Genomic DNA, 20,872 nt, shown 5'->3' on the forward strand with positions numbered 1-20,872 from the left:
TATTATTTTAAAACAGTTATTTTTATTGTTTTAAGATTTTTATTATTGTTTTTGTTAACGCGGGACAAACAATAACAAGGTTTTTGTAATGTTGCAAACATATTAATAAAAAGTTTTAAATGTTATTTATTTTTGTTTATTTTATAGTCAAAATGGATTAAAAAACTCTATTCTATTGATCTACCTCTAGGTAAAGCTGTTTTCGTCCCTAAGCAATAGAGGGTCGGAGAATATGGTGGTACAATCTTGCACAATTTATACAAGTCTTAGGATCATTTACGCCATGAGCGAATTAAAAAACGACCGTTATTTACGTGCACTTGCAAAACAACCTGTTGATGTAACTCCGGTATGGATGATGCGCCAAGCAGGACGCTATTTACCAGAGTATCGCGCTACACGTGCACAAGCGGGCGATTTTATGAGCCTGTGCCGTAATGCTGAGCTTGCATGTGAAGTAACACTGCAGCCACTACGTCGCTACCCGTTAGATGCCGCTATATTATTTAGTGATATTTTAACGATTCCAGATGCGATGGGTTTAGGTCTTTACTTTGAAACTGGCGAAGGCCCTAAGTTCGAACGTCCTATTTCATCTCTTTCTGATGTTAAAAAAATTCCAAAGTTAGACCCTACAGACGAGCTTGGCTACGTAATGAACGCAGTAAGCACTATTCGTCGTGAGCTTAAAGGCGAAGTACCGCTTATTGGTTTTTCTGGTTCACCTTGGACGCTAGCAACTTATATGGTTGAAGGCGGTAGCAGCAAAGTATTTGGTAAAATCAAAAAAATGGCGTTTGCAGAGCCGCAAACACTTCATTTATTACTCGATAAGTTAGCTGATTCAGTTATTGATTACTTAAATGCTCAAATTAAAGCTGGCGCGCAATCGCTAATGGTATTTGACTCATGGGGCGGTGTATTAAGCCCGCGCGATTACAACGAATTTTCATTACAATACATGCATAAAATTGTAGATGGCTTAATTCGTGAGTACGACGGTCGTAAAGTACCGGTTACTTTGTTCACTAAAAATGGTGGTCAATGGATTGAAGCTATTGCAGCAACAGGCTGTGATGCAATCGGTCTTGATTGGACTATTAATATTAGCGACGCTAAGCGCCGTGTGGGTGATAAAGTAGCTCTACAAGGTAATATGGACCCATCTATGTTACACGGTACACCAGAGCGTATTCGCCAAGAAGTAGGCACTATTTTAGAAGACTTTGGTACAGGCAATGGCCACGTGTTTAACTTAGGCCACGGTATTACACCAGATGTAGACCCTGAAAATGCTGGCGTATTCATTAATGCAGTACATGAGCTAAGTGCTAAGTACCATAAGTAATAGTCACTTAAACAAGCTTTAAAACTGTTTAAAAGTAAAAAACCCGCTAAGTTGCGGGTTTTTTGTTACCTATTTATAAAGGCTTTTAAAACTACTTATTTAAATAAGCGATTTAAGCCATTTAATGCCGCAACACGGTAGGCTTCAGCCATGGTTGGGTAGTTAAATGTGGTATTTACAAAGTAGTCGATATTATTGCCACCATTTTTTTGTTCCATAATAGCTTGGCCAATGTGAACAATTTCAGAGGCACGTTCGCCAAAACAATGTACGCCAAGTACTTCTTTGGTTTCGGTGTGGAATAATATTTTTAAACTACCTACTTCAGTACCAGCAATTTGCGCGCGAGCCAAATGCTTAAACTGAGCACGGCCTACTTCATACGGTACTTTAGCGGCTGTAAGCTCTTGCTCGGTTTTACCTACTGAGCTCATTTCTGGGATGGTATAAATACCAGCCGGAATATCAACAATCAGCCTGTCATCGCAGTTACCACATGCAATTGCATCAGCAGCTATACGACCTTGGTCAAACGCAGCACTTGCAAGGCTTGGGTAGCCTATTACATCACCTACAGCGTAAACGTTATCAATTTCTGTTTGGTATGTTTCGTTAACTTTTAATTGGCCACGGCTATCGGCTTTTAAGCCAATGGCTTCAAGATTTAGTGTATCAGTGTTACCAGTACGACCATTAGCAAATAAAATACAGTCAGCTTTTACGCGTTTACCTGATTTTAGATGCATTATAACGCAGTCGTCACGCGTCTCAATTCGGTCAAACTCTTCGTTATGGCGAATAACAATACCGCTATTCCAAAAGTGATAGCTAAGTGCGTCAGATATTTCTGCATCCATAAAAGCAAGTAGTCGATCGCGTGTATTAACCAAATCAACTTTAGCGCCTAAACCTTTAAATATTGACGCGTACTCACAACCAATTACACCTGCACCATAAATCAGTACACGATGAGGGTCATGCTCAAGGCCAAGTATTGTGTCACTTTCGTAAATACGAGAATGCGTAAAATCTACCTCTGGTGGGCGATAAGGGCGTGAACCCGTTGCAATAACAATCGTTTTAGCAGTCAGTCGCTCAGTTGAACCATCATTTCGTTTTACTTCAATTGTGTGCTTATCTACAAAGCTCGCATCACCTTGAAACATATGAATGCGGTTACGATCGTAAAAGCTACTACGTAAATTAGATTGCTTAGAAATAACAGAACTTGCGTGACGTAAAATATCAGGAAATGTTAAGCGGCTAGGGCGCTCACCAACATTAAATAACGGATTTGCTTTGTATTCAATATAGCGGCTAACAGAGTGGCGAAGCGCTTTTGAAGGAATTGTTCCCCAATGTACACAACCGCCACCAACTGATTCTTGGCGTTCAATAACCGCTACTTTTTTATCGTTTTTTGAAAGGTTCATGGCGGTACCTTCACCGCCAGGACCCGTGCCAATAATTATTGCATCATATTGGTATGTCACGGGTACTTTTTTTTGTTCTGGTTGTTTGGCCACAGCCACTCCTAAATTAATTAAAAGAGGCTTTTAATAACCTCGCATTAAGTGCTAGCCATGCCTGTTTTTGATTTTCCCAGGCGGCTTCCAACTCATGGTATTGTGCCATTAATGCTGAGCGTTCACACTGCTTTGCCATGTTATTTTTTTTAACTTCTAACACTTGTTTTTGCAGTGAACAATAATTTTGCAGTTTTTTCAGCAGTAAATCGTACTCTTGTTGTAATAATGTAATCTTATCTTGTGCTAAAGGCAATTTTGCAAGGCGCGTTTGCGTTTTGCTCATGAGCGTTTCGGCCTTCGCTTTTTCGATACGTTCAACAGGAGTACGCTTTAATTTATTGGCTAAACCTACAGCTGCTAAAGAGCGGATCATCCATTTTGTTGGGTCGTAATGAAACCATTTAATACCGTTACGGTAGTCGCTTGCAAAAATATGGTGGAAGTTATGGTACCCCTCACCGTATGTAAATAACGCTAAAAAGCCGTTATCACGTGCCGTATTTTTTTCGGTGTATGGTCGAGAGCCCCAAATATGTGCAACTGAGTTTATAAAAAAGGTAAAGTGTTGACTCATTACTAAGCGTAGTAAACCAGCAAGAATTAACATCCCCCACACATCACCAACCAATAAACCAAGTGCTAGAGGCAAGCCTACGTTCATAGCAATAGCTAGTTTTAAGTAGTGCTTATGTTGCCACATAACTATTTTATTGCGCTGTAAATCACGACAATTACTATAATCACCGTAGCTATCGCCTTGGTAGTCACGTAACATCCATCCGATATGGCTATACCAAAAACCATTGGTCGCCGCGTAAGGGTCTTTTATTGGGTCGTCAACTTGACCGTGATGTATACGGTGATCGCTACTCCAATGCAATGCACTGTTTTGCAGCGCAAAAGCACCGCCAAGCGCAAAAATAAATTCAACTGCAGGGTGTGCGTTATAGGTTTTATGTGCCCATAATCGATGGTAGCCGGCAGTAATTGATAAGCCCGCATAAAACATGCAGGCTACAAAAGCAATCCAATGCGCGCTGGTAAATCCGTAGCTAATGGCGTACCAAGGTACAAGTGTGGCAGCCGCCAAAAAGGTTAGGCTAAAAAATAGGACGTTTGTCCAAATAATCGGTGGTTTATTCATAATTCTCAATCTCAGCGTACAACTGTAAGCTAAAATAGTATTTCAAACTCTTGTCGTCAAGTATTAGACTGTACAATTGAGCTAATATCACTAAATATTCATATAAAATAATTCAGGGAGCTGTTGATGTCGGGTGTTAGAGCGCAACAGAAACAAAAAACACGACAGGCGTTAATTCAAGCGGCATTTAATCAGCTGAGTGCTGATCATAGTTTTTCGAATTTAAGTTTACGCGAAGTAGCACGAGAAGCCGGTATTGCCCCAACGTCTTTTTATCGTCATTTTAAAGACATGGATGAGCTAGGTTTAACCATGGTAGACGAAGCCGGTTTAACCCTTCGCCAACTAATGCGTCAAGCTCGCAGACGAATAGCAAACGATGGCGGCAGTGTTATAAATACCTCAGTGGTTACTTTTATGGAGTTTATTGATAACTCAAGTAACCAATTTAGGTTGTTGCTGCGAGAACGCTCTGGGACTTCTAAAGCATTTAGAGCCGCTGTAGCCCGCGAGGTAAAGCATTTTATTTTAGAGTTGGCTCACTATCTAGAAAGCGAAACTAAGTGCAACGCTATGCATGCCTATATTCAGGCGGAATCTATGGTAACGCTCGTATTTAATGCGGGTGCAGAAGCGCTCGATATAGAAGGATTGCAACGCGACGAATTGATTGAGCGCGTTATTTGGCAGCTGCGTTATATTACTCGTGGAGCCGGACATTACGTAAGAGAAAACACTGAACAAAGTTAGCAAATTTAAAAATTCATTGTAGATTTTTTGTGCCTATTTCTTTATATTAACGCACTATAATAACGGCGTACCTTTTAGCCGTAACTAAATAATAAATAAGTCTCTTATTAAGAGAAAGCGAGGATGCAAATGCTCACCAAGGATCCGGTGAACTTAAATTACCCCCCACTATTTGAACAACCACATAATGAGCCTGAAAATTCAGAGCCTGTGGTTACATTCTCTTATTTAAGTCGTGCTCAGCTTTGCAAACTTCCTAAAGTGTTGCAAAGGCAACTTCAAGACAACTTATTTGGTGCGCTAGATAAACACCAAGCTGCGCGATTACGCGACGACACTCGGTGCCAGTATTGGGCTAAAGACAAAGAGTGGAAAAAAGTACCGTACTCAGTTTTTAAACAAGCTAATACACGTTTGGCTGTTTACCCAAAACAAACTCAAGCACCAACAAAGTACTCGGGCGCGGTTAATAATGGTTCAATTACATCATCGCAAACAGCGTTGCAAAACAATACTTTTATAATTAACACAGTAATGACGCCAAGCACTTCTGCATTTATAAACAGCCAATCAGCTGCGCAAAATAGTCCGCAATTTATAAATCAGCAAAGTTATAACCAAAAACCTAAAAAAGCAGCGCAACCTATACAACAGCATGCGCCCGCTGTACGTATTTATAAGCCAGAGCTAAACAGCACAATGCTATTAAAAGCGTCTCACACTGTTAGGCAAAATTTTACAACCCACGTACTTAGCGCCGCCGAAACCGTAGAGCAACTCGCCCAGCAATATACCGGCTATAAAAATGCCAACTTAATTTACGATTACAACCTAGGTTATAGCGAGCGCAAACCTGCTAAAGCAGGCACAAGCTTAACAGTCCCCAATGGTTGGAAACTTAATATAGAAGGCTCATGCAGTAACAGTCGCAGTGTAGTTATTCAGTGGCAAGGGCCAACAAGTGGTCAAACAACGCTACAACTAGAAAAAAAACGCCCCGACGAAGTCTCGTTTTGGCAGCACTACGCTGAGGTAAAACCGGGTATTTATAATGTTACGGTAACGGCCAGTGGCGCAACCGACACCACCACATTTACTGTTGAACAACCCACTTTAGCTTACGAAATAGAACTACTCGACGAGGCTGGCGAGCCACAAGCTAACATGGGCTACAAAATACGCCTACGCAACGGCCACATTATTACCGGGCAGCTAGATCAAAACGGTTATGCCAACGTATCAGGCCCCGACTTTGAAAACGCTAAAGTCAGCTTTTTTGAACTCGACAGCGAAGATTGGTCTGTAGGTAAAGTTTAAGGATATACAATGACCCAACAACACACCGTAGCCCAAGGTGAAACGCTATTGCGCATAGCTAAGCAATACGGCTACCAAACATCTAAAGCGCTTTACAACCACCCAAGTAATGCAGAGTTTAAAGCCCTTCGCCCAGACCCAAACTTAATTTACCCGGGCGATAAAATTACCATTCCGCCAAAAAAAGAAAAGTTTATACCGCTGCGTACCAACAGCATTAATAGCTTTGTTGTACAAAACGAAAAAGAATATTTTCGCCTGCAAATTATTCATGAAGATGGCGACGATATTACGGGTAAGCGCATCGTAATTACTATTGGTAGCCAAACAATAGACACTGTATTACCAAGCAATGGTTTAATAGAAGTTGAGTTAAACGAAAATGATTCACTCACTGGGCAGGTTGATTTATACCTCAAGGAAGATCAAAGCTCACCAAGTGAAAGTTTTACCGCACAAGTTGGTCATTTAGACCCCATTGACACACTTTCGGGTGTACAAGCGCGTTGTAACTTATTGGGCTTTGACTGCGGTAAGGTAGATGGCGTTAACGGCGCAAAAACTAAAGCCGGGGTGAGGGATTTTCAATACGAGCACGACCTTGAAGTAGATGGAATTGCAGGGAAGAAAACCAAAGCAAAATTACAGCAAGTATTTGGGAGCTAATATGAGTGTTTCACAGTGTTCGCCCATGCAGATAAATAATATAAATAAAAAGTATATTACAGAGCCAAAAATCACCTTTGCATACCAGTTAAATTTAACTAAATCATCGGCTAAACCAATAAACCCGCTTAATGAAAAAATTATTTTGGAACATGTTGAAAGCTGTTGGCGCCAAGAATGCCCTGTCGGTGATCGACGTATTGTAGATACAGATTGGGTTCGGCTCACGTTTAAAAAAATCCCCACAGAAGGTACTTTTAATTTAATACAAGATCCAGATGATGGGGCTGAGCCTTTTTATATTTTCGAACGAGTGCCTTATACGCAGTTGAGTGGTCAAACACCGCAAGCAGAACTAATGCCAAGCATTAATATAGATGATGAATGAATTTGTTATAAATAACAAAGGTTTATAATATAAATCCATTAATAAATTTACACCATATATACTAGGATTACCCATGTCATTAATCTCAGAAAACATAGCCCGATTTAAACCGCTTTTACACAGCATAACGAATATAAAGGCGTTTAGTAAAAGCGTGCGTAGCAGCGCCATGATATTACTAAGTATTACTACGCTGTTTTTAACTGCGTGTGGCGGTGAATCTAACTTTAGTAAAGATAAAATAGCGTATCGCCATACATACCATCCGGAGTGGCCAAAAGAGGTGCGTAATGAGGTGTATGGCGATAAAGAAACATTTTCAACCCCGCGTATTTTATTTAGTGCTGAGATAGAGTGGATAGGGCAAACTACATTATTTTCTGCACGTATGGATGGCTCTGATAGGCGCCGGATCATTCCAGAAAGTGCATTTTCGGGTAAGAAAATGATCGACGGCTTTAAACCTGAGCGCTCTCCTGATAATCGATATATCGCAATGTTGATGGATACAACAGAGCACGGCTTTACCCGCGAGCTGTGGGATACTAAAACCCAACAGTTTATTTTTATGGGTAAAGGCCATGGTTATGCCCATTTTAACTGGACTAACGACAGTGAAAACGTGCTTTTTTACGCCAGTGGTAAGCATTATAATTACCATGTACCCACTAAAAAGCTCAGAGAACGGCCAATTATTAACTCCAATGGCTTATATTTATTGCCAGATGGCAAAACCTTTTTAGCATATAAAAAAAATGAGTATTGGTTGCATGATTTTAATGGCGACGTGTTGGAGAAGGTCGATTTAGGTATTAATAACCATTCTACTATGCAGGGTTTAGAAGTATCCCCTTTCGGCGATTATATTTATTTTAAATCAGGGAGTACACATTACTTTATTAATTTATCAGACCCCAGTAAACGTATAACATCACGAAGTATAAGCTCGTATATTTTCTCGGATAAAAAAAATAAAGCAATAACATTTTGGTTAATAGAATCAAGGGAACTTATGGGTAATGGTCAATATTATCAAGATGAATTATTGGTTGAGTTTGATTTAAATACTCAGCAAACACGAGAAATGCGACTTAAAGAAAGTAATATATGGGGTATGGGAACTATATATATTTTTGACGTGTTTAATATCAAGGATGAATAATGAAAGAGCAATTGAATACAGGGATATGTAGCTTCCCTAAAGTATATTTACTCACGGGTTATGTGAATGAAGGCGAGCCAATCAGTAAGCTCACCCCGTTGTTTAACCGTGTGGTGGTGGCTGATAGTGATGGAGCTGCACCAATAATATTAAGCAGTGATGAAGGTGCGGTGCTTGAGGCTGTTGATGACAAGCAGTTGACAACACGTACACCGTTTCATACTCATAAAACTATTTATCTTAAGCTTCTTAAGCTCAGCAATGCTGCTTCTACGGCCAATTTACACCGTACAATCAAGGACTATTGATGTCATTAATTTCAGTAAAAAAATCACCAATAACGCCGCTGTTAACTAAGTCATTTTCACGCCGTGCAGTCATAATGTTACTAAGTGTCGCTACGCTGCTATTAGCAGGCTGTGGTGAGGAGCCTAATCCACCTGCTAAACAAGTTGTTGAAGAGCAACCCAGCCGATTTAGTAAAGATAAATTGGCGTATCGTCATACATACCACCCTGAATGGCCTAAAGAGGTGCGCAATGAGGTGTATGGCGATAAAGAAACGTTTTCAACTCCGCGGATTTTATTTAAAACCAACATAGAGTGGACGGGGCAAACTACATTATTTTCTGCGCGCATGGATCTCTCTGATAGGCGCCGCATTATTCCCGAAACTGCATTTGAAGATAAATGGATGGTTGGGCTACATAAACCGGTGCGCTCGCCAGATAACCGCTACATTGCTTTATCTATGGATACAACAGAGCACGGCTTTACCCGCGAGCTGTGGGATACCAAAACCCAACAGTTTATTTTTATGAGTAAAGGCCATGGTTATGCTCATTTTAATTGGACTAAAGACAGTGAAAATGTGATTTTTTACGCCAGTGGTAAGCATTATAACTACCATGTACCCACTAAAACACTTACTGAGCGGCCAATTATTTACTCTAATGGCTTGTTTTTATTGCCAGATGGTAAAACTTTTTTAGCCGATAAAAAAAATAAATACTGGTTACATGATTTTAATGGCGACGTGATAGAGAAGGTCGATTTAGGTTTTAATAACCATTTTACTATGAAGTATTTAGAAGTATCCCCCTTCGGCGATTATATTTATTTTTTATCAGAAGGGCTTGGGGCGGCGCAAAATTACTGGATTAACTTATCGGACCCCAATAAGCGCATTATATCACCAAGAAAAGCAGATACTTACTTTTTCTCAGATAAAAAAAATAAAGTGTTAACAAAATCTAAAAGAAAGTCTACTGAGCTTCTTGGGAATGGTTGGGCGTTTAATAATTATTACTTTATTGAGTTAGATTTAGTGACCCGGCAAACAAAAGAGATACCGATTAAAGAAAGTAATATTTGGGGCATGACCGGAATATTTATTTATGACGTGTTTAATATCAAGGATGAACAATGACAGAGCTATTGAATACAGGGCAATCTAGTTTTCCTAAAGCGTATTTACTCACGGGCTATGTTAATAGAGGCGAGCCAATCAGCAAGCTCACCCCGCTGTTTAACCGTGTGGTGGTGGCTGATAGCGATGAAGCCGCACCAATACTATTAAGTAGTGATGAAGGTGCGGTGTTAGAAACTGTTGATGACAAGCAGTTGACAACACGAAACCCGTTTCATGCCCATAAAACCCGACCTATTATTGTGCCGCCGGTTGATGCGATAAGCTTGTTAGCGGCAAGCCAAGGTGATAAGTGGTTTGATACGTTTAAAACTCAACTAGAAAGCTATAGGGGTAAAACCAATACTCTTAGCTACAAAGAAATTGCAGTTGCAGATTTAAAGCGCCCTGATATTAATAGTAAAGATAAAACCTACAGCGATTGGTATAACGAGCACATTATTAAAAGCAAGGTAAGCCATATTTATGGTTATGTTATACCCAAAACACGGGCGCTGTTGCTCAGTGTAAATCGCTCTATTCCGTTGGCAGCTGGCGTTGGTAATGTTGTAATAATAAAAGGTACTGAAAGAGCCATTGAAGGTTTTTTTGATATAGCAAAAGCCAAGAGGGAAGAAAGTAAAGTTTATAGTGCGGTTATAAATAATAATGATCAAAAGCTGAGTGCGGGCTTATACAAAATACGAATTAAATTGAATGATGACGCTTTAGGTCAACAAGGTCACCGTTGGAGTCATAACGCTCTTAGCTATGATGACAGTGGCACCCCTTATTACGAACTCAGCGAAATGTTGCATTTTGATATTCAAAACGAGGCTGGTGAGTTTGATATTATTAACTGCGACCCAATTTCAGTTGAAGAGTCACTGATTAAGCAGTTTCCGAGTTATTACACTCACTTAATTAACTTTGCAAAAAACACGGCCTCTGCCCCTGAGGCTTTTGACCCTAATGAGCCAAAAAAAGGCTTGCCTGAATATGGCTCGCCCGATGCCAAAATGCCGAATAGCAAACCCACGGCCATTGCCAGTGGCTTTTTAGATTACTGTACAAACTGGGAATTAACTAAAACCCGTGCCAGCCTTGCTGCGGGCTTTTTAGTTGCCGACATGCAGCAATATGTTGATGCCGATGGCGTACACCATGATAACCGAGGGAAATTTGCCAAGTTAGTTGCTAAAACCTTGCATACCCACTTTCAAACTAACCAAGACCCTGCAGTATCGGCAATGCTTGATGCTACCTTTGCACTTGATAGCGGTGTTGATGCCTGGGCTAAAATGAGGGGGGCATTAACTAACCCCAGTGGCGTGACAGCAAGCGATGCATTAAGGGAAAGATTCTTGCCTTTTAGTTTAGCTAACGGTGGTTTAACTGATAATCAGGAACGGCAATTCAATAATACCTTCGGTAGTAAGTTAGGTATTCCTGCGAGCGTACTTAACGTATTGGATAAGTCTATCAATACCGTTGATTTAGCTGTAAGTATTAGCGCGTTTAGTGAGGCGACCATATCGTACTTTGGTAAGGCGAAAAACACTTTAAACACCAGTGTTAATCATTATAAAAGAGTAGCTGATGATTATTTTGCCCGTTTAAGCGAGCGCGAAGTAAGCCACGATGTAGTTATTCAGAGCCAGTTTGAACTTGATAGTGATGTTGTGAGTGAGCAGTACCAAAATGAAATAATATCGCGTAGCCAAATTATTGTTGAAGGGCTGCTCGCAAACCCTAATGCAATGGTTGATATTTCAGGGTATACCTGTGATATCGGCGGCGTTGAATATAATAAAAAACTGTCTTTAAGGCGCGCTGAGGCTGTTAAAACTATTTTGGCTGAGCAGATGATTAGCCGCGGTATGGATTCTAATCAAGTTGAATCTCGCATGCGGATATACGGGTACGGCATGCTTGAGAACGTGGTTGACAACGACTCAGAAAGCCAACGCAAAATTAACCGGCGGGTAAGCCTTAAGGCTTATATTGTAAGTAGCCTTGCTGTAAGTGCCTCTCGTGAGGGGCTAAATAATTTAGAACGTTACCGTAACTTAAGTGTTGAGAAAAAAATCGCACGCTCAAAAGAGGGCGACAAAGCATTAATGGCCGCGCTTGACACTGCGCTTGCGGTATTAAGTGTAATACCTCATACCGCACTTGTAGCACGTTCAATTGGGCTTGCTAAAGCGGTGGTAGGCGCAGCGCCTGTTGTTACTCGTGGCGTTGCTGCCTTAGCTGATGAAGTAATGACAGATAATATATGCAAACAATATTTAGCGGTTGATGACAGGCAAAAACAGCAAAGCGAACGAAGCAGCGCTAATCAAGCATTAATGCGTGATTTAGTAACAGAAATGAACAGTAACCACACCATTGCTAATAGCACCTTATGGGCGGCGCAATACAGAGTGCGAGCCGAAGCCATCGCGGGGTTGGTTGGTTTACTGCTAAGAGCGCAAGTGTATGCAAGTACCAAAGAAGATTATATCAACAATGCAAAAAAATTAGAGATTCAGGCCTATATTGAAAACTTTTTACTCGGCGATGAGTGGGCATATCCACTAATAGATAACGCTGTAATAAAAATGGATACGTTTTGGGTTAACTTAGTTGAAAACGTTAATAACATGAAAAGCACTGGTGCCGCTGAGCAGGAATATCAATTAACCTACGGTGTAAACCAAGACTTTAAATTAACCGCCGCAAGTAATCGTAAAACGTTATACGAAAACCACGTACAAGTAATGGATGATAAAAGAGCAACATCAAGTTTGATAGGCATGGTTAGCCCTGCGCTTGGGTTTTATATGATGTCTAAAGCGCCAGTGTCTTCATTGCAAGGTTACTTACAAACACAGTATCAAAAGTATTTTCCGATTCATACTTTAGGCACTAATGAGCTTGACAACTTTATTGATACTTTTGACCCCTTAATGATGCAATACGGTGAGGCAAACTATCATTGTAGTGTGATGTATTACCAAGATGTTAATACAAAAAAATGGCATTTAATGAGTGATTTAGGGGATGAGTCAATTACCCCATTTACGCCGGTTAGAGTGCTGGTGGTGTTTGATGAAAAAATGGCCCATATAGCACCACTCACATTTGAAGTGGAGCGTATAGATGGTTGGGATGTGACCAGCATTAAGTATTCAGAGCTTGCACGTGCGTTGACCAAAGATGAGCTGTTTATAAATCAAGATGGTTTTGATGAATCGCGTTATATAGGCATGGTTGGGTGTGTATTTCAGCCATTTTATCAACTTGGGCCTAAAACGTATTTAGGTATAAAGCCAACCGCACACCAAGGAGCTTTTTTATTACCCGGGATTAATAACGCAGATGACTATGCTGACTCTGGTCGCCTAAATAATATGCGCTATAGAATCACGTGCCAAGTGGCTGGCACTAAGAGTGAAGATTTACCGCTTAAACAAACACCTGCACAAGGCCCTGTTGAGTTTGATGGGGTATTTAGTTTTATTGAAGACGACTTTTTAGTGAGTGTTGATAAAGAAAAACACAGCTCGCTGTTAATTAAAGACTACCTAACGAGCTATGATTCAAGCTTTGCCTACCCTGAGTTATTTGATGGTGAGAAAACCGTTACTATGGCAATTAGAATTGGGGGCGAAGGCGCGCCATTTATCTCATTAGCGAATTTAAACAATGAGTATTTAGAGGGACCTTACAAAAAAACTATTAATGAAGAGCTGTATAAGAGTGAACTTTTGGCAAGTGCAATAAAAAACAACCTTACCATCACTCGCCACGGTAATAGCCTTAAAATTAAAAAATATAATTGGGATACCGAAATAGAAGTGTTTGTCGTGGTAACCGCCGATAAGTTACTTGAAAGTAATTACAGCAAAGATTTAATTAACCTAAACCCTAATACTATTCCATGCTCTTTAAGTATGGCGGGTATTTCGTCAAGTTGGCTCAAAGACAGTGAGTTGCAAGGGCCTACTTACCCCAGTAATTTAATTAATATTGGTGAAATTGAGCGTTCTTTAACAGGTGGTTTTAACAGAGGCAAAATACGTGATAATCACTATAAACTAACAAGACGACGTAAAGTTAAAGAGCAATTTCAACTTCGCGATTTTATCTCATTTTTAAAAGACGATTCTCCAGAGGTACTCTCGTTGTTTAATTGGCATAACAAAAAAGCTGAGTTAGACAAGCAAGGCCAAACTGAGAAAAAACATTTGTATGTCGCACGCTTTAAACTGGATTATAAAACCCCTAAAGGCAATACCGTAAAAGGTATTCGCCCTTTTGGTAACGTGGATATAAACGCTAATGGCTCTGTTGATGAATCACCTAAACTATGTTTTAAAGAATTTAGAACGGCTGGTAATTCAGGAATAAGCGTTGCCGACTTTAGTACTGTTGATGGTTTGTTTTTAGACGATACATACAGCCATGGCTTTGGTCTAGAGGTGGAGTTACCGAAATCGGTAACCAGCAACGTGCCATGGTCTAAAGCCATGAAGAGTAAACGCTATAACAAACTCGAGCCCCACTTGAGTGATTATCAAAAAGACTTTTATAGCTCCAATGACATGACTGTTGATGAAGTTAAAGAGTGGTTTGAAACACATTCAAACAGCTTAGATGAAGCGCGTATAGAGGCAATCAATGTACGTAAAATAAGTGATTAGCCACAATATACAAAAAAAGCCCATTAATTTGGGCTTTTTTATTGAGTTTTTTAAAAAGGATATTTAAATGTTTTCGCCAAAAAGGCACTGTGTTTTTATATTAGTTTTCAGTTTAATTGTGTTTTTAACTGGTTGCTCTGAGCCCTCATCGCAAAGTACAACAAACACAACAGCTGTTGATGTTGCTAAATACCCATGGGCTAAAGAGCATAAAAACCATCCAGAGTGGCCACTAGAAATACGCGAAGAGGTATATGGCGATGCTGATACATTTTCAACCCCGCGGTTAATGTTCTGGAATAAATATAAAGGCAGTGAAGTGCGCACGCTGTGGTCATCAAAGTTAGATGGCTCAGACAGGCGCCGTATTATTCCAGAAGAGGTATTTCAAAAGCTTGAATCTATTAGTATACATGCACCCGCTCGCTCACCAGATAACCGTTATATCGCTATTTCGGGCTATATAAATGACCGAGCGACTCGTCAGCTTTACGATACTAAAGAGAAAAAGCTAATCACCATGTCAGGCGGGGGCGGCTACCCTTGGTTTAACTGGACCTCAGACAGTGAAAACGTCATTTTTTACTCAGATGGTAAAAATTTTAACTACAATGTACCAACAGGGGAACTAACCTCTCGGCCGCAAATTCACCACAGTGGCGCTGCTTTTTTACTCCCAGGTGATAAAGAGTTTTTAGCTGTAAAGCACGATGGCTTTTGGATACATAAGTTTAATGGTGAAGTAGTGCGTAAAGTGAACTTTGGTTTTCCGAGGAAATGGGAGATGCAGGACCACCGTATCTCACCGGATGGAAAATACTTAGCGTTTATGACTCATATTAGACCAAAAGCGCATTTTCATTGGGTGAATATTGCCAATCCGGAAATAGAGCACTCAGAAATAGGGGAAGGTAATAGCGTGATTTTTTCTTTGGATGAAAATGTCACTCTTAAATTTGGTTATAACGATTTTAAAGAGCCAACTAGTCGAGATGAGGTAGTTGATATATATAGTATTGTCACTAAAACGAATGTTTTAACGGATGAACAAAAAATCATACGAGTAAAAGAAATGAATATTTGGGGGTTGGACAGATTATCACCAGTAGCGATTACAAACCAAAAAGCACAGGGTAACTAGTTATGCATGACATTAGCAAAGGAAGTGCCAGCCCAATCGTGTATTTATTAACTGGTTATGTTGAGAATAATGAATCGATTCCATCGATATGCAAGTAGGCTCAATATAGCTCAAATCACTTTGACTATTTTGTCGATAAAGTGAGTAATGGCACTTTTTAATTATTAAACATGGGATTACTTTATAAACCCAGATAAAAATAATAAAACTTATCTAATCGGGGATCACTTCAAAGCCGATTTGATTATGGTGGCAAGAAGCGTGTTTGGTATTTTTAATCTTGTTATTTAAGGTTTTTTGGTTTTAATTTTCTTTATGATTGTGTTTTAAAGGTGTTTTGTGGAATTTTTATGCTTGCTTCCGTCGCTTTGTAATGTTAAAAATAGGCTTCACTGAACACACACACAAGAAAACAAGATGCATATTATTCGTTTAATTACACTAAAAATTAACCTCTTACTGCTATGGTCAGTGAGCGGGGATTAGTGTGTTTGCATCGAGTTGAACACTAAAAACCCCGCAATTGCGGGGTTTTTTTTATCTCGCGGCTGGGATTAATTGAAATTTGGGTAACATAGGAATGAGGGGCAGTTATGCAAGAGCAAGATAAAGTATGGATTTTTGATACCACCTTACGTGATGGCGAACAGGCGCTTAAAGCAAGCCTTACTGAAGATGATAAAATTCAATTAGCGCATACAATTAGCCGCTTGAATGTGGATGTGATGGAAGTGGGTTTTCCAGTTTCGAGCCCTGCTGATTTTCGCTCGGTGCAACGTATTGCAACCGAAGTAAAAGGCCCGATTATTTGTGGTTTGGCACGCTCTGTTGCTAAAGACATTGAAGCCTGTGGCGAAGCACTTCGCACAGCTCAGCAAAGCCGTATTCATACTTTTATTGCTACAAGCCCTTTGCACCTTGAACATAAATTACGTATGAGCCTAGATGATGCAACGGCAATGGCTGTTAAATCAATTAAATTGGCGCGTAACTATACTGATGATGTTGAATTTTCGTGTGAAGATGCCGGTCGTACGCCGCATTGGGATTTATGTAAAATTGTTGAACAGGCAATTAACGCCGGTGCCTCTACTATTAACTTGCCAGATACCGTTGGTTTTGTAACGCCAGATGAGTACGCCGCGATGATCCGCCATTTAATGAATAACGTGCCAAATATTGATAAAGCGCGTTTAAGTGTGCATTGCCACAACGATTTAGGTTTAGCAGTAGCAAACTCTGTGGCCGCTGTACAAGCGGGTGCACGCCAAATTGAGTGTACTATCAATGGCATTGGTGAGCGGGCTGGTAACTGCTCGCTTGAAGAAGTGGCAATGATCATGAAAATGCGCAAAGACCATTTAAAAGTATACACAGATATTAAAAGTGAAGAAATTTACCGCGCATCTCGTCAAGTGGCTAAAATTTGTAATATGCCAGTACAACCAAATAAAGCAATTGTTGGCGAAAACGCCTTTGCGCATAGTTCTGGCATTCACCAAGACGGTGTATTAAAAGCGCAAAATACTTATGAGATTATGTCGCCAGAAAGCGTTGGTGTGCCAAGCAACCAATTAAATATGACTTCGCGTTCGGGCCGTCATGTTATTGAGCATCGCTTAGAAGAGTTAGGCTATCAAAAATCTGATTACGATATGGATGGCTTATATAAAAGCTTTATCGAATTGGCTGACCAAAAAGGCACAGTATACGATTACGACCTTGAGGCGATGATTTACTTTAATCAAATTAACGACAAAGACGAAAAATACCAATTAGAATTTGTTAACTCAGCCTCTAACTCACAATCGGTAGCAAGCTCTACCATTGGAATGCGAATTGATGGCGAAGCTAAACAAGAAGCCGCGACAGGTAATGGCCCAGTAGAAGCTTCGTTTGCAGCTATTGAGCGCTTAACCGGTATGAGCGTTGAAATGATTGAATATAATTTAGAAGCGACAGGTCAAGGTGCAAGCTCATTAGGCCAAGTAAATATTATAGCTAAATACGATGGCCGACCTTACCACGGTGCGGGCATTGCAGCGGATGTGGTTGAAGCGTCGGTACGCGCCATGATCCGTGTTTATAACTTAATTTATCGTGCACAAAAAGTGTCTGATTTAAAACAACAAAGGAAAGCAGGATGAGTAAAACAAACTACAGCGTTGCCGTATTAGCTGGCGACGGTATTGGTCCAGAAGTGATGGCAGCAGCAGAACAAGTACTTGATGCTGTGAGCAATAAGTTTGGTTTTACCCTGAACCGTGAGCATTATGCAATTGGTGGCGCAGCCATTGACGAATTTGGTAAAGCATTACCAGAGAGCACACTTGCAGCGTGTGAAAACGCTGATGCTATTTTATTTGGTTCGGTAGGCGGTCCTAAATGGGAAAACCTACCACCAAACGAGCAGCCTGAGCGCGCATCGTTATTGCCGCTTCGTAAGCACTTTGGTTTGTTTTGTAACCTGCGCCCTGCACAGTTATTACCTGCATTAAGTGCAGCGTCACCACTTCGCGCTGATATTAGCGAAAAAGGTTTTGATATTTTATGTGTGCGCGAGCTAACCGGCGGCATTTATTTTGGCGAAAAAGGCCGTAGCGGCGAAGGCGCTGAAGAAGCTGCTTTTGATACGCAAACATACTCGCGTAAAGAAATTGAACGTATTGCTCGTTTTGCTTTTGAAGCTGCAAAATTACGTAGTAACCATGTTACCTCTGTTGATAAAGCAAACGTACTTGCATCAAGCGTATTATGGCGCGAAGTAGTCACCGAAGTAAGCAAAGACTACCCAGAAGTAAGCCTAGATTACATTTACGTAGATAACGCCGCTATGCAGTTAGTTAAACAGCCTAGCCAATTTGACGTACTACTTTGCGATAACTTATTTGGCGATATTTTGTCAGATGAGTGCGCGATGATCACAGGCTCAATGGGCTTATTACCTTCGGCAAGCTTGAATCAATCGGGTTTTGGATTGTACGAGCCAGCAGGCGGTTCAGCACCAGATATTGCAGGTAAAGGCGTTGCAAACCCAATAGCACAAATTTTAAGTGCCGCATTAATGCTACGTTACTCGCTAGGGCAAGACGAAGCTGCGCGCACCATTGAAAAAGCCGTAGCAGAAGCCGTTGAAGCAGGTGTAGGCACACCAGATATATATCCAAATGCAGGTTACAGCACAAGCGATGTGGCAGCCGCTATCGTTTCACGCATTTAATAACATATTAAAGTTGCAGCACCGTTATGCTGCAACTCAAACAGATTAGGGAATTAGCAAGTGGCCCAAACGTTATACGACAAAATTTGGCAAGCACATACCGTTGCCAGCATAAATGAGCAAACCGACTTACTTTATATTGACCGCCATTTAGTGCATGAAGTTACTTCTCCGCAGGCTTTTGCAGGTCTACGTGAAAAAAACCGTACTGTACGTTGCCCAGAAAAAACCTTTGCAACGATGGATCATAACGTATCGACTAAAAGCCGATCACTTGATGCCGCAAGCGAAGTATCTAAAAATCAATTAATGGCGCTTGATAAAAACTGTAAAGAGTTTGGTATTGTACTTTACGATTTAAACTCAATTAACCAAGGCATTGTGCACGTAATGGGCCCAGAGCAAGGTATTACTTTGCCAGGCACAACCATTGTATGTGGCGATAGCCATACTTCTACGCATGGTGCGTTTGGCGCATTAGCGCATGGTATTGGTACGTCTGAGGTTGAGCACGTATTAGCAACGCAAACGCTACAGCAAAAAAAGGCGAAATCGTTAAAAATTCAAATTAACGGTGTATTGCGTCCAACAGTTACGGCTAAAGATTTAATTATGGCGGTAATTGGCAAGTTAGGTACTGCTGGTGGCACAGGCTATGTAGCAGAGTTTTGTGGTGCAGGCATTGAAGCGCTTTCAATGGAAGCCCGTATGACGCTATGTAATATGAGCATAGAAATGGGTGCAAAAGCGGGTTTAATTGCATCTGACCAAATTACTTATGATTATTTAAAAGGTCGTCCGTTTGCACCTAAAGGCGCAGATTTTGATGCAGCCGTTGAATATTGGGAAACCTTAAAAACAGACGAAGGCGCACACTTTGATTTAGTTGTTGAGCTAAATGCTGACGACATTCAGCCACAAATTACCTGGGGCACAAGCCCAGAGCAAGTAATTGGTGTTGATGAGTGCATACCCGATCCAGATAAAGAGCCAGATTTAATTAAAGCCGATGCCATTCGCAGCGCACTTAAATACATGGGCTTAAAAGCGGGCGATAAATTATCAAGCGCAAAAGTAGACACGGTATTTATTGGCTCATGTACTAATAGCCGTATTGAAGACTTACGCGCAGCTGCAAAAATTGTTGAAGGCAAGCAAGTTGTAGCCGGCATAGAGGCGTTAATTGTACCGGGCTCTGGCTTAGTTAAAAAACAAGCTGAAGACGAAGGCTTAGCCGATATTTTTAAAGCCGCAGGCTTTGAATGGCGCGAACCAGGTTGTTCTATGTGTTTAGCGATGAACGATGACCGCCTAGAAGCAGGCAAGCGTTGTGCATCTACTTCTAATCGTAACTTTGAAGGTCGTCAAGGTCGTGGCGGGCGTACCCATTTAGTTAGCCCTGCAATGGCTGCAGCCGCTGCAATACATGGTCACTTTGTTGATATTAGAGGAGAAGCATAATGAGCGTATTTTTTAGTGGCTTAATGGCTCCACTTGATAAAAACAATGTAGATACTGACCAAATTATTCCTAAGCAGTTTTTAACATCAACTAGCCGCGAAGGTTTTGATGCTGCCTTGTTTTATGATTGGCGTTACCTAGATAACGGTGAGCCAAACCCTGACTTTATTTTAAATCGCCCATGCTACCAAGGCGCGCAAATATTATTAACGCGCGACAACTTTGGTTGTGGCTCATCTCGCGAGCACGCGCCATGGGCACTTAAGCAATATGGTTTTGAAGTTATTTTAGCTGAAAGCTTTGCAGATATTTTCTTTAATAACTGTGGTAACAACCAAATGTTAGCCATTGCGTTACCTGCCGACACGCTTGAGCAATTGTTTGTACTTAGCGAGCAGCACGACGATATTAACATTGAAATCGACCTTGAAAATCAAACACTAACAAGCAGTAAGTTTGCACCAATTAGTTTTGATATTCGCAAAGACGTAAAAGAGCGCCTATTAAGTGGCTTAGATTTTATTGGTGTAACCGAAACACTAAACCCACAGATTGATGCGTTTGAAAAACAACTAGCAGCTGAGCGCCCTTGGCAGTAATTGTTTAACTTGTATATAGTAAATTCACGTATTAAAAAGCACGGCAATTGC

General features: G+C 40.7%; 16 protein-coding genes. 14 read left to right on the forward strand and 2 right to left on the reverse strand.

From position 1 onward, the window contains the following. Positions 1-283: 283 nt before the first annotated feature. Complete coding sequence (gene hemE, locus H5117_RS09635) at positions 284-1,348, forward strand: uroporphyrinogen decarboxylase (RefSeq protein WP_154903731.1); 1,065 nt, start codon at positions 284-286, stop codon at positions 1,346-1,348. Between the two features lie 95 nt (positions 1,349-1,443). Here hemE and sthA read toward each other — a convergent pair whose 3' ends face one another. Further along, positions 1,444-2,874, reverse strand: coding sequence for a Si-specific NAD(P)(+) transhydrogenase (gene sthA / locus H5117_RS09640; RefSeq protein ID WP_007378904.1), 1,431 nt, complete (start codon positions 2,872-2,874; stop codon positions 1,444-1,446). Positions 2,875-2,887: 13 nt separating this feature from the next. Further along, positions 2,888-4,021: a fatty acid desaturase gene (locus tag H5117_RS09645; protein ID WP_182737470.1), complete on the reverse strand. Its 1,134-nt coding sequence runs from the start codon at positions 4,019-4,021 to the stop codon at positions 2,888-2,890. A gap of 126 nt (positions 4,022-4,147) precedes the next feature. Here H5117_RS09645 and fabR point away from each other — a divergent pair, with 126 nt between their 5' ends. The 13 genes from fabR (at position 4,148) to leuD (ending at position 20,821) form a co-directional block, all read left to right on the forward strand. Beyond that, positions 4,148-4,771 (forward strand): HTH-type transcriptional repressor FabR, encoded by a 624-nt coding sequence (gene fabR, locus H5117_RS09650; protein ID WP_007582233.1) that lies wholly within the window; start codon positions 4,148-4,150, stop codon positions 4,769-4,771. A gap of 129 nt (positions 4,772-4,900) precedes the next feature. Next, on the forward strand, positions 4,901-6,088 hold the full coding sequence (locus H5117_RS09655) for a hypothetical protein (protein ID WP_259404318.1): 1,188 nt from the start codon (positions 4,901-4,903) through the stop codon (positions 6,086-6,088). Positions 6,089-6,097: 9 nt separating this feature from the next. After that, on the forward strand, positions 6,098-6,754 hold the full coding sequence (locus tag H5117_RS09660; protein WP_182737484.1) for a peptidoglycan-binding protein: 657 nt from the start codon (positions 6,098-6,100) through the stop codon (positions 6,752-6,754). A gap of 1 nt (position 6,755) precedes the next feature. Beyond that, the gene (locus tag H5117_RS09665; RefSeq protein WP_182737487.1) at positions 6,756-7,142 is read left to right on the forward strand and encodes a hypothetical protein; all 387 of its coding nucleotides are present in this window, start codon (positions 6,756-6,758) and stop codon (positions 7,140-7,142) included. A gap of 73 nt (positions 7,143-7,215) precedes the next feature. Continuing rightward, complete coding sequence (locus H5117_RS09670) at positions 7,216-8,304, forward strand: hypothetical protein (RefSeq protein ID WP_182737489.1); 1,089 nt, start codon at positions 7,216-7,218, stop codon at positions 8,302-8,304. Next, a complete protein-coding gene (locus tag H5117_RS09675; protein ID WP_182737491.1) occupies positions 8,304-8,612 on the forward strand; it encodes a hypothetical protein in 309 nt (102 codons plus the stop codon). The genes H5117_RS09670 and H5117_RS09675 overlap by 1 nt, the downstream gene beginning before the upstream one ends. After that, positions 8,612-9,733, forward strand: coding sequence for a hypothetical protein (locus H5117_RS09680; protein ID WP_259400406.1), 1,122 nt, complete (start codon positions 8,612-8,614; stop codon positions 9,731-9,733). The genes H5117_RS09675 and H5117_RS09680 overlap by 1 nt, the downstream gene beginning before the upstream one ends. Next, positions 9,730-14,400, forward strand: coding sequence for an OmpA family protein (locus H5117_RS09685; RefSeq protein WP_182737493.1), 4,671 nt, complete (start codon positions 9,730-9,732; stop codon positions 14,398-14,400). Before H5117_RS09680 ends, H5117_RS09685 begins: the two co-directional genes overlap by 4 nt. 67 nt (positions 14,401-14,467) lie before the next feature. Further along, positions 14,468-15,541 (forward strand): hypothetical protein, encoded by a 1,074-nt coding sequence (locus H5117_RS09690; protein ID WP_182737495.1) that lies wholly within the window; start codon positions 14,468-14,470, stop codon positions 15,539-15,541. A gap of 593 nt (positions 15,542-16,134) precedes the next feature. Then, positions 16,135-17,688, forward strand: coding sequence for a 2-isopropylmalate synthase (leuA, locus tag H5117_RS09695; protein WP_002961090.1), 1,554 nt, complete (start codon positions 16,135-16,137; stop codon positions 17,686-17,688). Next, on the forward strand, positions 17,685-18,761 hold the full coding sequence (leuB, locus tag H5117_RS09700; RefSeq protein WP_002961092.1) for a 3-isopropylmalate dehydrogenase: 1,077 nt from the start codon (positions 17,685-17,687) through the stop codon (positions 18,759-18,761). Before leuA ends, leuB begins: the two co-directional genes overlap by 4 nt. A 60-nt stretch (positions 18,762-18,821) precedes the next feature. Then, positions 18,822-20,222 (forward strand): 3-isopropylmalate dehydratase large subunit, encoded by a 1,401-nt coding sequence (leuC, locus tag H5117_RS09705; protein ID WP_182682468.1) that lies wholly within the window; start codon positions 18,822-18,824, stop codon positions 20,220-20,222. Then, positions 20,222-20,821 (forward strand): 3-isopropylmalate dehydratase small subunit, encoded by a 600-nt coding sequence (leuD, locus tag H5117_RS09710; RefSeq protein ID WP_002961095.1) that lies wholly within the window; start codon positions 20,222-20,224, stop codon positions 20,819-20,821. The genes leuC and leuD overlap by 1 nt, the downstream gene beginning before the upstream one ends. Positions 20,822-20,872 lie beyond the last annotated feature (51 nt).

This window comes from Pseudoalteromonas sp. SG45-1, from assembly GCF_014164135.1.
Taxonomy (GTDB): Bacteria; Pseudomonadota; Gammaproteobacteria; order Enterobacterales; family Alteromonadaceae; genus Pseudoalteromonas; species Pseudoalteromonas distincta.

Bases quoted from the DNA above. Each gene is read 5' to 3' on its own strand.
- H5117_RS09655 (WP_259404318.1), top strand. From the start codon at position 4,901: ATGCTCACCAAGGATCCGGTGAACTTAAATTACCCCCCACTATTTGAA.
- H5117_RS09675 (WP_182737491.1), top strand. From the start codon at position 8,304: ATGAAAGAGCAATTGAATACAGGGATATGTAGCTTCCCTAAAGTATAT.
- H5117_RS09670 (WP_182737489.1), top strand. From the start codon at position 7,216: ATGTCATTAATCTCAGAAAACATAGCCCGATTTAAACCGCTTTTACAC.
- H5117_RS09685 (WP_182737493.1), top strand. From the start codon at position 9,730: ATGACAGAGCTATTGAATACAGGGCAATCTAGTTTTCCTAAAGCGTAT.
- leuA (WP_002961090.1), top strand. From the start codon at position 16,135: ATGCAAGAGCAAGATAAAGTATGGATTTTTGATACCACCTTACGTGAT.
- H5117_RS09660 (WP_182737484.1), top strand. From the start codon at position 6,098: ATGACCCAACAACACACCGTAGCCCAAGGTGAAACGCTATTGCGCATA.
- leuB (WP_002961092.1), top strand. From the start codon at position 17,685: ATGAGTAAAACAAACTACAGCGTTGCCGTATTAGCTGGCGACGGTATT.
- H5117_RS09690 (WP_182737495.1), top strand. From the start codon at position 14,468: ATGTTTTCGCCAAAAAGGCACTGTGTTTTTATATTAGTTTTCAGTTTA.
- H5117_RS09680 (WP_259400406.1), top strand. From the start codon at position 8,612: ATGTCATTAATTTCAGTAAAAAAATCACCAATAACGCCGCTGTTAACT.
- leuD (WP_002961095.1), top strand. From the start codon at position 20,222: ATGAGCGTATTTTTTAGTGGCTTAATGGCTCCACTTGATAAAAACAAT.
- H5117_RS09645 (WP_182737470.1), bottom strand. From the start codon at position 4,021: ATGAATAAACCACCGATTATTTGGACAAACGTCCTATTTTTTAGCCTA.
- fabR (WP_007582233.1), top strand. From the start codon at position 4,148: ATGTCGGGTGTTAGAGCGCAACAGAAACAAAAAACACGACAGGCGTTA.
- hemE (WP_154903731.1), top strand. From the start codon at position 284: ATGAGCGAATTAAAAAACGACCGTTATTTACGTGCACTTGCAAAACAA.
- H5117_RS09665 (WP_182737487.1), top strand. From the start codon at position 6,756: ATGAGTGTTTCACAGTGTTCGCCCATGCAGATAAATAATATAAATAAA.